This window comes from Terriglobales bacterium (genome assembly GCA_035454605.1).
Classification (GTDB): domain Bacteria; phylum Acidobacteriota; class Terriglobia; order Terriglobales; family Acidobacteriaceae; genus DATMAB01.
In genome coordinates this window covers 1-13,417 of record DATIGQ010000177.1, presented here as the reverse complement: position 1 = coordinate 13,417, position 13,417 = coordinate 1, and the positions used below count along the sequence as shown (strand labels likewise).

Annotated in this window: 11 protein-coding genes; 2 read left to right on the top strand and 9 right to left on the bottom strand. The window is 64.6% G+C overall.

Annotated elements, in window-relative coordinates:
* Positions 1-2,592: valine--tRNA ligase (locus VLE48_12735; protein ID HSA93871.1), on the bottom strand; the 2,592-nt coding region annotated here is incomplete at its 3' end.
* A gap of 203 nt (positions 2,593-2,795) precedes the next feature.
* Between VLE48_12735 and VLE48_12730 the strand changes: the two genes are divergently transcribed.
* Complete coding sequence (locus tag VLE48_12730) at positions 2,796-3,098, top strand: hypothetical protein (GenBank protein ID HSA93870.1); 303 nt, start codon at positions 2,796-2,798, stop codon at positions 3,096-3,098.
* 4 nt (positions 3,099-3,102) lie between these two features.
* On the opposite strand, the gene VLE48_12725 is transcribed toward VLE48_12730, so the two are convergent.
* The 8 genes from VLE48_12725 to VLE48_12690 form a co-directional block, all read right to left on the bottom strand.
* Complete coding sequence (locus tag VLE48_12725; protein ID HSA93869.1) at positions 3,103-3,675, bottom strand: RNA polymerase sigma factor; 573 nt, start codon at positions 3,673-3,675, stop codon at positions 3,103-3,105.
* Between the two features lie 67 nt (positions 3,676-3,742).
* Complete coding sequence (locus tag VLE48_12720; protein HSA93868.1) at positions 3,743-4,501, bottom strand: hypothetical protein; 759 nt, start codon at positions 4,499-4,501, stop codon at positions 3,743-3,745.
* A 124-nt stretch (positions 4,502-4,625) separates the two neighbouring features.
* Complete coding sequence (locus VLE48_12715) at positions 4,626-5,900, bottom strand: response regulator (GenBank protein ID HSA93867.1); 1,275 nt, start codon at positions 5,898-5,900, stop codon at positions 4,626-4,628.
* A gap of 108 nt (positions 5,901-6,008) precedes the next feature.
* Positions 6,009-6,596: a hypothetical protein gene (locus VLE48_12710; GenBank protein ID HSA93866.1), complete on the bottom strand. Its 588-nt coding sequence runs from the start codon at positions 6,594-6,596 to the stop codon at positions 6,009-6,011.
* 9 nt (positions 6,597-6,605) lie between these two features.
* A complete protein-coding gene (gene bamD, locus VLE48_12705) occupies positions 6,606-7,988 on the bottom strand; it encodes an outer membrane protein assembly factor BamD (GenBank protein HSA93865.1) in 1,383 nt (460 codons plus the stop codon).
* Between the two features lie 104 nt (positions 7,989-8,092).
* Positions 8,093-8,767: a ribulose-phosphate 3-epimerase gene (gene rpe, locus VLE48_12700; GenBank protein HSA93864.1), complete on the bottom strand. Its 675-nt coding sequence runs from the start codon at positions 8,765-8,767 to the stop codon at positions 8,093-8,095.
* Positions 8,768-8,801: 34 nt separating this feature from the next.
* Entirely contained in the window at positions 8,802-9,152 is a 351-nt protein-coding gene (locus VLE48_12695) for a hypothetical protein (GenBank protein HSA93863.1), read from the bottom strand.
* A 144-nt stretch (positions 9,153-9,296) separates the two neighbouring features.
* Positions 9,297-12,209 (bottom strand): protein kinase, encoded by a 2,913-nt coding sequence (locus tag VLE48_12690; protein HSA93862.1) that lies wholly within the window; start codon positions 12,207-12,209, stop codon positions 9,297-9,299.
* A 144-nt stretch (positions 12,210-12,353) separates the two neighbouring features.
* On the opposite strand from VLE48_12690, the gene VLE48_12685 reads away from it, so the two are divergent.
* On the top strand, positions 12,354-13,417 hold a 1,064-nt coding region (locus tag VLE48_12685), incomplete at its 3' end, for a serine/threonine-protein kinase (protein HSA93861.1).

The following is a 13,417-nucleotide window of genomic DNA, read 5'->3' as shown; positions in this document are numbered from 1 at the left end:
GCCGAGCTGACGTTGCGCGCTGGCGATCTCGCCTTCCAGCTTGGCCGCTTCCTTCTGCAGGCGCTGGCGCTCGGCCGAAAGGTCGACCTTCTTCTCGAAGATGACGCGCACGTCGAAGCGCGCCGACGAGCGCGCCCCGGGCGTTCCGGCCAGGGAACGCTCGACGAAGGTGATGCCAGCGACCGCGGCCAGCTTCTCCACCGCTTCCCGGTTCTCTTCGATGAGGCGACGGATGTCGGGCTCGGCAAAGGCCTCGATGGGAACGGCGGTCCTGGGCTCCACTTTGAGATCGGCGCGCATATCGCGCACGGCCACGATCAGGTCCTGCAGGATGGCCATGCCGGTCTCAGCTTCGAGGTCGATGCGGCCCGGATCGGCTTGCGGATAGGGAGCCAGCGCAATGGATTTCTGTGGCGGCTTGCCGTCATAGAGCGTGTGCCAGACTTCCTCGGTGAGGAAGGGCATGAAGGGCGAGAGCAGGCGGAGGGCGGCCTCGAACAGGCTGAGCAGATGAGCGAAGGCCGCGCGCGTGCCCTCAACGGAGCCGCCATCCAGGCGCAGCTTCACGATCTCGATATACCAGTCGCAGAACTCGTGCCAGAAAAAGCCGTAGACCTGGTGCGCCGCCTCGTGGAAACGATAGGTCTCGAGCGCCGCATTCACTTCCTGGGTGACGCGGTGGAAGCGGGAATGGATCCAGCGGTCTTCGAGCGTCCTGGGAGCGGGAGCCGCTTCGCCCGTGGCCTGGGATTCCGCCAAAGACCAGAGGCCGCTTTGCTGGGCGCGATCCACATTGAGGAAGATGAAGCGGGCGGCGTTCCAGATCTTGTTGGCGAACTTGCGATAGCCGTCGGTGCGCTTTTCGTTGAAGGCGATGTCGGTGCCGGGCGCGGCCATGGCGGCGAGCGTGAAGCGCACCGCGTCGGTCCCGTACTTTTCGATGATCTCGATGGGATCGAGCGTGTTGCCCTTGGTCTTGGACATCTTCTGACGCTCGGCGTCGCGCACCAGCGCATGGATGTAAACGTGGCGGAAGGGCACGCTGCTGCGGGCGTGGTCACGCATGAAGTGGCAGCCCATCATGATCATGCGCGCCACCCAGAAGAACAGGATCTCGTAGGCCGTGATGAGCAACGAGGTGGGATAGAACACCTCCTGGTCGCGGGTCTTCTCCGGCCAGCCCAGGGTGGTGAAGGGCAGCAGGCCGGAGGAGAACCAGGTGTCGAGCACGTCGGGGTCCTGCTCCAGGTCAACGCCGCCGCAGCCGGAGCACTTGGGCGGCGCCTGGCGGGCCACCAGGATGGTCCTGCATTCCGGGCAATGCCACGCCGGGATGCGGTGTCCCCACCACAGTTGGCGCGAGATGCACCAGTCGTGAATGTTGTACATCCAGGTGAGATATTCCTGCTTGTAGCGCTCCGGGGTGAAGGAAACTTCGCCCTGTTCGACCGCCTGGATGGCGCGGTCGGCGAGCGGCTTCACCTTGACGAACCACTGGGTGGAGAGCCGCGGCTCGACGATGGTGCGGCAGCGGTCGCACTTGCCCAGCGCGATGACGTGGTCCTTCACCTCGGCCAGCAGGCCTTCGTTCTCCAGGTCCTCCAGGATGCGAGCGCGCGCGGCGAAGCGGTCCAGCCCGGCATAGCGGCCGGCGCTCTCGTTCATGTGGCCGGTCTCATCCATGACGTTGATTTGCGGCAGCAGGTGGCGCAGCCCGGCCTGGAAATCGTTGGGATCGTGCGCCGGAGTGACTTTGACGGCGCCGGTGCCGAACTCGGGGTTGGCGAGTTCATCGACGATGACCGGGATGTCGCGATTCATCAGCGGCAAGCGCACCATCTTCGAGTGCAGGTGCTTGTAGCGTTCGTCGGTGGGATGAACGGCTACGGCCACGTCGCCCAGCATGGTTTCCGGGCGGGTGGTGGCCACGGTGATGAACTCCTCGCTGCCCAGCACGGGATAGCGGATGTGGTAGAGCTTCCCCGTCACTTCTTCGTGGGCCACCTCGAGGTCGGAGATGGCGGTCATGCAGCGCGGGCACCAGTTCACAATGTACTGACCGCGGTAGATCAGTCCTTCTTCATAGAGGCGGACGAAAACTTCGACCACGGCGCGGGAGAGGCCCGGGTCCATGGTGAAGTAGAGGCGGTCCCAATCCACGGAATCGCCCAGGCGCTTCATCTGCTCGAGGATGGCGCCGCCGTATTCTTCCTTCCACTTCCACACACGCTCGAGAAAGGCTTCGCGGCCGATCTGGCGGCGATCCGCGCCCTCGGAGGCAAGCTGGCGCTCTACCATCATTTGCGTCGCGATGCCGGCGTGGTCGGTGCCCGGGAGCCACACGGTCAGATAGCCGCGCATGCGGTGCCAGCGGACGATGATGTCCATCTGGGTGTGGTTGAGCATGTGGCCCATGTGCAGGCGGCCGGTGACGTTGGGCGGCGGAATCAGGAGCGAGAAGACGGGGCGCGCGGTCTCCGGCGAGCCGGGCGCCGGCGTCGCGACCGAGAAGAGCTTTTCTTTTACCCAGAAATCGGCCCAGCGCGCTTCAATAGCGCCCGGTTCATAGGCCTTGGGCAGATTGTGGGACATTCCGCTTGAGATATGAAAACGAAGGAGTAAGTAACGATATTACAGGCGGGGAGAAATGAGGGTCAAACCTAGCCTCCGGGGTTCCGGAAAATGGCGGAGGAATAACGGCAATGAGGCCGCTCGGAACCGCTCGGTGTATCCATTTCGGCTTCGCTTTCGTCCTGTCAATGGAGCCACTGGAAATACGGCTCCAGGAGGGATCCATGGAAAATGTTCGTTCCAAAGGCAATCTTCAGAACCTGATTCCCATCGCTGTGGTGGTTGTGGGCGGGTGCGAGCCCTGCGCCGAAAAGATGGTCACTCAGGCCCTGACACAAGGGAGCCCGTGGCAGGATGTGGATGAAACGCTGCGGATCCTCGCCGATATGCAGAAACGGCCGTGCGTTGCTGAGAAGCTGGGAGCCGAGGTGGTGGCACGTATGGAGAAACCACTGGCAGCCGGCCGCAGAACCCTGGAGCAGGCGAAGCCGGCGGAAGCTGCGGTGGGCGCTTGCGGGTGCGAGTGAAACCTCAGCGGTCTTCGGGTTTCGGCTCACAAACAAAGACACCGCGCTCGTCGCGTCCGAACTCGCAAGCGTCATTCAAGGCCGTTTGCAGTTGTCGGCGAGCGCGGTGGAGCCGCATTTTGACGGTGGTCAGCGGCAGTTGCAGCAGGTGACCGATTTCGTTAGCCGTAAGCCCATCGGCGTCATGCAGCAAGAGGACCGCCTTGTACGTATCGGGCAGCTTGCCGACATACCGTTGGACACATGAGCTCATTTCATCCTGCTGGACGACGGCGAGAGGGGAGGGCTGGGCCTGGTCGGGGATCGGCAGTTCCTCGACCGGTTCGTCCACGTGCCGCTCCACAGACTTCGCCCGCTGCCGCATGCGGTCGATACTTACGTGAGTCGCGATCTGATAGAGCCAGCTCTCCAGAGCTTCGGCGTCTCGCAACGTCCCCAGTTGCTGGTGTGCACGAATGAGGGCTTCCTGCGCCAGGTCTTCGGCCTCAGCAGCATCCCGAACCAAATAACGGATGTACCGGGTCAGGGCGGCGCGATGTCGCTCAATGTCACTTGTCGAAGGCGCTGAGGTTGGCACAGGGCTTAGTGTACCGCCGGAGTACCGCGCCGTGCAGATACGAGCGCAAAGGCTGCCCGCGCACAGCTCACTCAGAACCCGCGCGGGATCTCCCATCAGGGTCGGGTGGCGGCAGGCTATAGGTTGTCTTGCCGTTCTCATCCAATAATTCGACCTTGGGATTACCGGCTGCGTCGACGGTCATCTTGATTCGAGCTCTTCCCTTTGCGTCGGCAAGCAGCAGAACCGCTGATCTGTCAGATTGTTTGCCCAGAAACACGCGCTGCGCCCCCCAGTCCTCGCTCAGCTTTTTCGCGGCGGCATCACGTTTCGGGCCGGGCTCCATTTTCTGAACTTCTTCGGATCTGTCGTACAAGTCGGCCAACGAATCGTCGGGATGGTCCCATACCTTCATGCCGGCCGAACGTAGACCATTGTCGTCGTCATAGGAAATGGCGACCGTCTGGTCGTGGTTGAATTGATCGAAGGCAAGCATGGCACCGGCAGTGTACTTGCCATCTCGGGAGCGCCCGCTCCATACGAGGCCGCCCTGCTCGTTGCCTTCCCTGTTATAGAAAACGAGCCCGGGCACGCCGTGGCCTGATTCGCCACTGCGCTTCATGGTCCGTCCATTGAGTATCGGAGGCGGAAAGCGACTCGCATTGGTGATGACCAAGTCGACCTTGCCGTCCGGCTCTACGACATTGATGCGCTCGACATCGATCTCGGCAAAGACCTTCCTGTGGTTGGACCGGAAGCCAGTCAACAGCAGGACGCCGCAGACAATCGTCAGCACCCCGGCATAGCACTTGAGGAAATAGACATCGCGGGCGATCTTCGAGTCCATATGCGCAGATTCCTCTCAGTTGTGAGCGACACATACTGATACGCGCAGGCGCGGGCACTCGGTTCCACCGCTTTTAGTCGCTCTGCGCGAAATCGGCGTTGGGGCCGTGGGCCTGTGGGACAAACTAGCGGCGTGTGCGTTCGGCTTCGGCGGCGAGTTCGCGGGCGATCTCTTCGATGAGCTGGGGCTTCATGCGCTCGGTCACCTTGTGGACGATCATGGCGATGGTGTTGGCGTCGAGCGAGGTAGTGGCAGCAGCGGCCGGAGCCGCAACTGCGGGCTCGGCGGTAGCGCCGACGGCAGCGGCCATGGCGGCGGCCAGTTCGAAATCGGAGTGGGTTTCGGCGACGGGCGCGGGAGCGGCGGCCACCGGTGCAGGCTCCGACTCGGGTTCCGGCGCGGGCGGTTCTTCGACCGGGACGGGCTCCACCGGCATGTCGGCGACGGCGGCCTGCATCTCGCGCGCAATCTGCAAGGTTTCTTCCGCACTGGGCGCAGCCTGAACGGCAACCGGAAGCGGGACGGGCTCGGGTTCCGGCAGAGTTTCGGGTTCGGCGACTGGCGCAGCTTCGGCGGGCTCGGCGGCTTCCATCATTTCTGGAGTGAAGCCGCCCGGCATGACCTCGGCGCCTTCCACGCCGAACTTGGTGGGGAAGGCGGTGGCCATTTCACTGGCGTCGGTGACCAGAGCGGGATCTATGGCGTGGGCGACTTCGCCGGCCTGGGGGGCGGAAGTGAACTCGACCATGGAGTCGGTGGCGTGTGAGGCCGCGGGCTTGGGTGGGGCTGCGGGCGGGGGAGGCGGTGGGGCAGGCGCCGGCTCTTCCCCGAACATGTCGAGGCCGAAGGCCGGCGAAGCGGCCATTTCGTCGGGGACACTGACTTCGGCGCGACGCGGCGCTTCCTCTACCGGATGTTCATCCGCCGCCTCCTTCCACTCCTGGTAGGAGGCGTCGGGGAACTCGGAGACGGCGGGCGCGGCAATTTCCACGGTCTCGACAGGAGGCGGAGGAGGCGCGGCTGCGGCAGCCAGCTTCTCCTCGATCTTCTTGATGGCAGCGACCAGGTCGGTGGGCACGAAGGGCTTGACGATGACGCCATCGGCCTTGACCTTCTCCGCGTCCTCGGGGTTGTAGGGCTCCACCTGGCCCACGGTGAGCACCACCGGGATTTTGGCGGTGGCCGGGTCGCCTTTCACGCGCTGGCAGATCTCCAGGCCGGTGTAGCCGGGCATGAAGATGTCGAGGATGATGAGGTCGGGCTTCTCGGAGGCGATCTTCTTGGTAGCGGCAGCGCCGTTGGAGACGGCCACCACCTCATAGCCTGCCTCCTCAAGGATCTTCTCGCCCATCTTCTGAGCGGTCATGCTGTCGTCGGCGAGCAGAATCTTCAGCGCCACGGAAGTTTCCCCGATGGAAGGAGAGAAAGTTACTGTGTCCTGCGGCACAAGTCAACCAAGGAAGGTACTAGAACTTCCGTGCGGGACGAGGAGGGCAGTCGCTAGTGGTCAGTGGCTAGTGCGCTGGCCTAGGTACTTGCGCAGGTAGTGGAGTGTGAACCACAGCATGAGGATGGTGAAGGCGGCGCCGCCGGCGATATACAGCCTTTCTCGCTCAGGCTCGCCGGCCACGTCCAGCAAGACGAACGCGGCTCCTGGATACTGATCCTGGAGGCGATAGGGAACGGCGTGGGAATCGCGCCGGACCAGGCCCACGGCGGGCTGAGCGCGCCGGCCGGGGCAATCGATCTCGCCCGGAAAGCGCACCAGCAGGACCGGGTCCGCTTGCGAGCCGGTGACGGGGACTACGGTGCGGGAGACGCGGCCGAAGATCAGCCGCTCCTGCCAGGAGTGCTCGAGTTCGACCCGCTGATCGCAGTGCCAGTCTCCGTCGCGAAGCTGGACAAAGCTATCCTCGCGGAGCGAAGCAACAGCGGCCATGGAAACGGGAAGGGGAGTGTCCTGGCGAGTCCGATACTCGGAGGCGAGGGCCAGCGTCATCCACAGCATGAGGCCGATGCCGAAGAGGCCGATGCCAACACCGATGAGCGGACGGCGCTCCAGCAGCTCGGTGAATTCGGGGCCAACGTGGATCACGAGGCCCGACTAAAACGGAACGATCTTGCGCAGACCCTTCTTCTTCTTCTTCTTGCTGGTGGAGAACGAGTCGTCGTCGTCCTTCTTGTCCTTATCCTCGTCCTGGCCGTCCTTGCCAGCTTCGGCCTTGGCGGGAGCATTCTCGCCCGCCACCTGGTCGGTGTTGGCATAGTTGATCTGCGGGGGCGCCTCTGGAGCTACGCTCGCGCCCTCCGCGGGCTGAGTGGAGTCGTTGATGCGCGGCTGCGAGGAGGGCACAGGATCGTTGGCCGGGGGCGCGCCGCTGCGCACGACCTCGGCGGAGACGGTGCCGGTTCCGGTGGACGAGGCCTCCTCGATGGTGCGGGTGGTGGCGCGGATGATCTCCGGCGCGCTGGTGAGGGCCGGTTCCACCATGGTGGGTTCTCCGACCTTGGTGGCGCGGGCCATGTCCGGGCTGCTACGCAGGTTGCCGAAGAAGCGTCCGACCATGCCGGTGCGGCCGCGGCTCTCTTCTTCCGCCTTGTTCAGTGCAAGCGCCTCGGGCGTAGGCTCGGGGATGGGCCGCTTCATCTCGGCCAGCCGCTCCTTGGCGTCCTCGACGCGCTCGGTCACCGGGTAGCGGGTGAGGATGCGGGAGTAGGCCTCGGCGGCTTTGTCGGTGTACTGCTGAATAAGCCGGGACTTGGCCAGCTCGTTGAAGCCGCTGGCGCGGGCCATCTCCACCTGGCGCTCGTAGGCGGTGCCGAGGATGTACAGGGCCTCGGAGGCGCCGCTATAGAGCGGATAGGTATCCACCAGCGATTGCAGGCGCGCGACGGCCGCAGCATACGACTCGCGCGTCTTGAAATAGAACCAGCCGATGCGGAACTCGCGCTCGGCCAGCACTTCCTGCACCTGCAGCAGGCGCTCGCGCGCTGGGGCCAGGATGCGCTCCTGGTCGCTGTCCGGGAACTGCAGCAAGAGCTGCTTGTACTCTTCCTCGGCGCGCTTGGCGTGGGTGAAGTCGCGGTCGGGCTTGGCCATCTGCCGGTAGTGGATGTCGGCCACCTTAAGCTGGGCTTCCGCAGCCTCCGGCATGTTGGGGAAGAAGGTGATGAAGTCCTTGTATTCGATCTCGGCCTGGGCGAGCGCCGCGGAGCCGCCTTCCTGGTACCAGGCGTCGCCCACCGCCAGCTTGGCGCGGGCTACGTACTCGGATTCGGGATAGGTGTTGATCAGGGTCTGCAAAGTGAGGCGCGCGACGTCGAACTTGTTCTTCTGCAGGGCGGCCATGGCACGGTCGAACAGGACCTTGTCGGGCTGCTTGGAATCCAGGTCGGCCAGCGGGTTCTTGGTCTTGTTGCTGCAGGCGGCAAACGACATCACCAGCGCCGCCAGAAGAAGCGCGCTCAAAGTTCGACGAAGCATCATCCACACACCACCTGGAAAGAATCGGAGGGTCACGGTGCTCAGAGCCAATAGTTTACCTTCGGCGCAGCGCCACTGCCAGTGGGAAGGAGGAATTCCTGGGACCATCAGACACGCTGCAGGGTGGCTTCACGGGCCAGTTTCAGCAGGTCCTGCACGTTCTTCTTGGGGTCGCCCTTGCCGAAGACGGCGTTGCCGGCCACCAGGATCTCGGCGCCGGCACGGACCACGTCCGCGATGGTATCCGCCGCTATGCCGCCATCCACTTCAATGCGGAAATTTGCTCCGCGCGCCGTACGCTGCGCGGCCAGCTTGCGGATCTTCTCCAGCGAGCCGGGGATGAACTTCTGGCCGCCGAAGCCCGGATTCACCGACATGACCAGCACGAAATCCACGGCATCGAGCACGTCGGCGAGGGTTTCCACCGGAGTGGCCGGGTTCAGGACCACGCCGGGAGAAACGTCGCGGCTGCGAATCATCTCCAGGGTGCGGTGCAGGTGGCGGCAGGCTTCCTGATGGACGGAGATCCAGTCGGCGCCGGCGTCCGCAAATGCGGGAATGAACTGGTCGGCGTTCTCGATCATCAGGTGGACGTCGAGCGGGACGTCGGTGGCCTTGCGCAGCGAAGCCACCACCGGCGGGCCGATGGTGATATTGGGAACGAAATGGCCGTCCATCACGTCCACGTGCAGCAGGGTGGCGCCGCCTTCAATGGCGGCGCGAGCCTGCTCGCCCAGCCGGGCGAAGTCGGCCGACAGGATGGAGGGCGCCAGCTCGATCATCGCGGCAGGATTCTACCATGCATCCATCGCGGCCCTAGGGGCGCTCGCTGCGCGGATCCTCGGGAGCGACGGCGCCCATGTGACGCTCCATGTGCTCGAGCAGCGTGCGCCACATGTCGATCTCCAGCTCGAACTGGTGCTTGAGCGGCGTGGGCGCGTTCTGCACGAAGGCGAGATTGGTCTGCATCTGGGCGAGCAGCGAACGCATTTTCTTCAGGTCGGAGCGCGAGGCTTCGAGCTGCTCCGGGGTAGCGTGGGCGCCGCAGGTGGCGGAGTCGGGGTTGCCGGGTGAAGCCTTCTGCACTTGCGGCGGTTGCGCCGACTGGCTCGCGGCCACCGGCGTGAGCAAAGAAACACCGAGCAGGAAGAGGGCAAGCGCTTTCATGACATTCTCCTTGGCTGAGGTGCGCGATCGGACCCTTCGCGCCGGTCCCGTACAGAATCGATTTTCCCACCTCAGGGGCTAGAGCCCGCTCGTTGAAAGAGTCCTTTCGGCACAGCTAAAGCTGTGCCCCTCCGAAAAAACCCTTCATTGCAATTTGGCGTATTCGGCTTTGGCTTCTTTGAGAATGGGGAGGTCGGGGTCGGCATCTTTCCAGAGGGCGAAGAAGTCCTGGTAGGCCTTGCGGGCCGCAGAGGCGTCGCCTTGCAGAGCGTAGGCACGGGCCAGACCGACCCGGGCCGAGACTAGGGACGGGTCCGCCGGGAAGTTCGAGTTCACCTTCTTGAGCGCCTGCTGGAACTCCGCAGCTGCCTCCGCTCCCTTCCCCAACTTCAGGTAGGCGTCACCGCGCAGATAGTTCACGCTGGGGTCTGCGCCCTCGTACGGCCGCGCGGACTCCAAAAGCTCGATCATGCGCGCGGGGTTGTTGCGGCGCAGCTCGATGATGGCGCGCACCCGTGGGACGTCCATCTGGTTCAAGACGGTGTCTTGCGGATAGCGCCGGGCCAGGTCATCCACCAGGGTCTGGGCACGAGCAAGATCGCCGCTCAAGGCGAGGATGGCAACCGGGAAGGCGTTGCGTCCGCGTTCCATCTCCAGGCCCTGTTGCACCAGTCTACGGGCCCGGTCGTGGTTGCCGTAGACAGCCTCCGCAGCGGCTAGAGAGAAGAGTGTCTGCGCGCCGGCGCCTCTTGTGCCGCGTCGCGCGAGGGCTTCGACGCTGCGACGCGCGAGGTCGCGCGCGCGGGCCATGCGGCCGTAGTAGGCCGCCGTTGCAGCTTCGAAGCCTAGCATGTCGGCCTCGAATGGCTTGCCACGGGCCCCCTCTACCTCGCGCTGCATGCCTGCGGCGTCGCCTTCCAGGAACGCAGCGAAATAAAGCCCGAAGTGGGCATAGGGCGCATCCTTGTCTTGCGTCAGCATCTTCTGCAGGATCGCCTTGGCCTCATCGAAGCGCCCCAAAGAGGCGTAAGCCTGGGAAAGCTGCAGCAGGGGAAAGGGATGGGTTGGGTTGACCTCGTTGGCTTTTCTGGCCTCCTCGACCGCCCTGTCATACTGGCCGAGTTGGAGGTAGAAGATGGACAGATTGTTGGAGGGAGTGTAGTCGCGGGGATACAGCCGCTCCCAAAGCTCGTAGGTCTCCATGGCCTTCCGCAACTCGCCGGTAACGGAGGCGTAGTAGTGGGCGGTGATGTACAGCTTCTCTTGCTCGCTCACGCGATCACGGAGCTCGAAGGCTTTCTTGCGGTAGATCTCGGAGAGATCGCTCTCGCCCAAGTTGCCGTAAACCGTACCCAGGCGGGCGTATGCCAGGGCGAAGTTGGGATCGAGCTCGATGGCCCGCTTGAAGAAAGGGACAGCATCCAGCTCACTCGTAGCGCGCGTCTGCTGACCCAGGCTAAAGGCCTTCAGAGCCTCGAGCGACGGAGTGGTGGCGTCCTCGATGGGTGTGTCCAGCCGGCGGATGGAGTTGAGCGATTCACCCAGCTTTTCCCGCATCCGCGAGGCTGCCTTGCCCAGCGCACTGAGCACCTGTTCCTTGCCGGCGGCTTCGACCTGCTCGCGGGCGAGCGATTCGCCGGTCTGGCAGTTCTGGGCGTCGAGCGCGATGGCGTAGTTGGATCCCAGGCTGGCGATGGAACCGGCGAGAATGGCCTTGCCACCCTGGCGCTGACAGATATCCCGGGCCAGGCTGGCCGTCACTCGCTCTTCCGGCGGACGTCCCATCAGGCCCAACGCTTCGCGAATCCGCTGCTCAGGGAGGATGTTGAGATAGGGCGACTGGCCGAGCTGCACGGCCAGCGCCTGCTTGAGAGTGTCGTCAAAGACGGCGTCGCCGGTAGTGTTGACGAAGTCGGCGAGCAGGATGGTGTCACGCTCGGTGAGCGCCGGGGAGCGGCGCGGCGAGAGGAGCAGCCAGCCCGCGGCCACCGCGACCACGGCCAGCGCACCCGCACTCAGCCACTTCCAGTTCTGCTTGGCGGCGGCGACGACCCGTGAGCTGCCCGTGGGCCTCGCTTCCGGGGCGGGGGCGGCAGCGGTCGCAGAGGTGGTTCCGCCGGTGGCCGCCGCAGAGGCGACGCCGCCGGTAACCGGAACCTCGCCGCTGAGGGAGGCTACGCGGCCGGAGTCGGTGTCGCGCTTGAGGCGCTTCAGGTCGGCGCGCAAATCGGCCGCCGACTGGTAACGCACCTCACGGTCTTTCTCCAGCGCCTTGCTGATGATGTGCTCCAGCTCGGCGGGCAGGTCGGGGTTGATGCGGGCGAGCGACGGAGGAGGCTTGTGCAGGATGGCGTCGAAGAGCGCGGCGGTGGTATCGCCGCGGAAGGGCATCATGCCGGTGGCCATCTCGTAGAGCACCACGCCGAAGGAGAACAAATCGGTGCGGCCGTCGAGGGACTCGCCCAGCGCCTGCTCGGGGGACATGTAAGCGACCGTCCCCATGGCCACGCCGGGGCTGGTGAGGTGCTCGGGCGCAGCCGCGGTGACGTCGCGCGAGATGTCACCGGATGCGGACGGCTGCGAGCCGGTGGACTGCTTGGCCAGGCCGAAGTCCAGCACCTTGGCGTGGCCGCGCTTGGTGATGAAGATGTTGGCGGGCTTGATGTCGCGATGGATGACGCCTTCGGCGTGGGCGGCGTCCAGGGCGTCGGCGATCTGCAGGCCGTACTCGAGAATCTGCTCGGTCTTCAGGGGGCGGCCGACGATGCGGTACTTCAGCGTTTCGCCCTCCAAATATTCCATGGCGATGAAGTGGCGGCCCTGGTGCTCATCGATGTCGTAGATGGTGCAGATGTGGGGATGGTTGAGGGCGGAAGCGGTGCGGGCTTCGCGCCGCAGGCGTTCCAGCGCCAGTGCGTCCTGGGAGAGACCTTCCGGCAGGAACTTGAGCGCCACCTTGCGGCCGAGCTTGGTGTCCTCGGCCTTGAACACCACGCCCATGCCGCCGCCTCCCAGCTGCTCCAGGATGCGGTAATGCGAGATGGTTTCACCGAGCAAGAGAAATCTCCGAGTCGGGCATGTTATGTCGCGCTCGGCGGCGAGTCAACGAAGCCTGACAAGGGGAGCGCAGCGAGGTATGATGCGGCGGAAGTTCGCACTACTTCCGTGAGCCACCTGGGTTGAGAGAAGCGGCATGAGGGCGTGGGCGTGAAATACTGCGACCGCTGTCACAGCACCTATCCCAACGAATTCACCACCTGTCCCAAGGACAGCACCGCGCTGCGCCAGACCTCCGAGCTGATGCAGGGCATGGTGATCCGCGGCAAGTACGAGATCGTGGAGAAGATCGGCGCGGGCGGGATGGGCTCGGTGTATCGCGCCAAGCACCTCGCCTTTAACGAAGTCCGCGCCATCAAAGTGGTTTCGAGCCGCCTGCTGGAAGACGAGAGCCTGCTGCGGCGCTTCAAGACGGAAGCCATCGTCACCCGCAAGCTGCAACACCCGAACGCGGTGCGCGTGGACGACCTGGACACCACCGACGATGGGCGTCCGTTCATCGTGATGGAGTTCGTGCAGGGACGCGACCTTCGCAAGGTGATCGAGCAGGAAGGCCCGATGCCGGCGGGGCGCGCGCTCGGCATCATCCGGCAGGTGTGCGCCGCGCTCGATGCCGCGCATGCCCTGGGCATCACCCATCGCGACATCAAGCCGGACAACATCCTGCTGGTGAAGCAGCCGGACGGCTCGGAGACGGTGAAGGTGCTGGACTTCGGCATCGCCAAGGTGCGCGAAGGGGCGATGGACGTGGGCGCGGGATACACCGCCACCAAGACCGGCATGGTGGTGGGCACGCCCCAGTATCTTTCGCCGGAGCAGGCCCTGGGCAAGAGCGGCGACGCCATCGACGGCCGCTCCGACCTCTACTCGCTGGGCATTGTGCTCTACGAGATGCTGACCGGACAACTGCCCTTCGAGTCAGACACGCCCATGGGCCTGCTGCTGCACCATATCCAGACGGTCCCCCGGGCGCCGCACGAAGTGCGCCCGGACCTTGGGATTTCTCCCGGCCTATCTGCGGTGCTGATGCGGGCGCTGGAGAAAAACCGCGACCTGCGATTCCAGACGGCCGGCGAGATGCTGCGCGCGCTGGAGCAGCCGGAAATGTTCGCGGGCACCGCCGTGATGGGCTCGGATGTGCTGGGTCCGCCCACCCTGCGGGCCACACCCGCCGGCAGCGGAACCCAGATGTACACCACGCCGCCGAT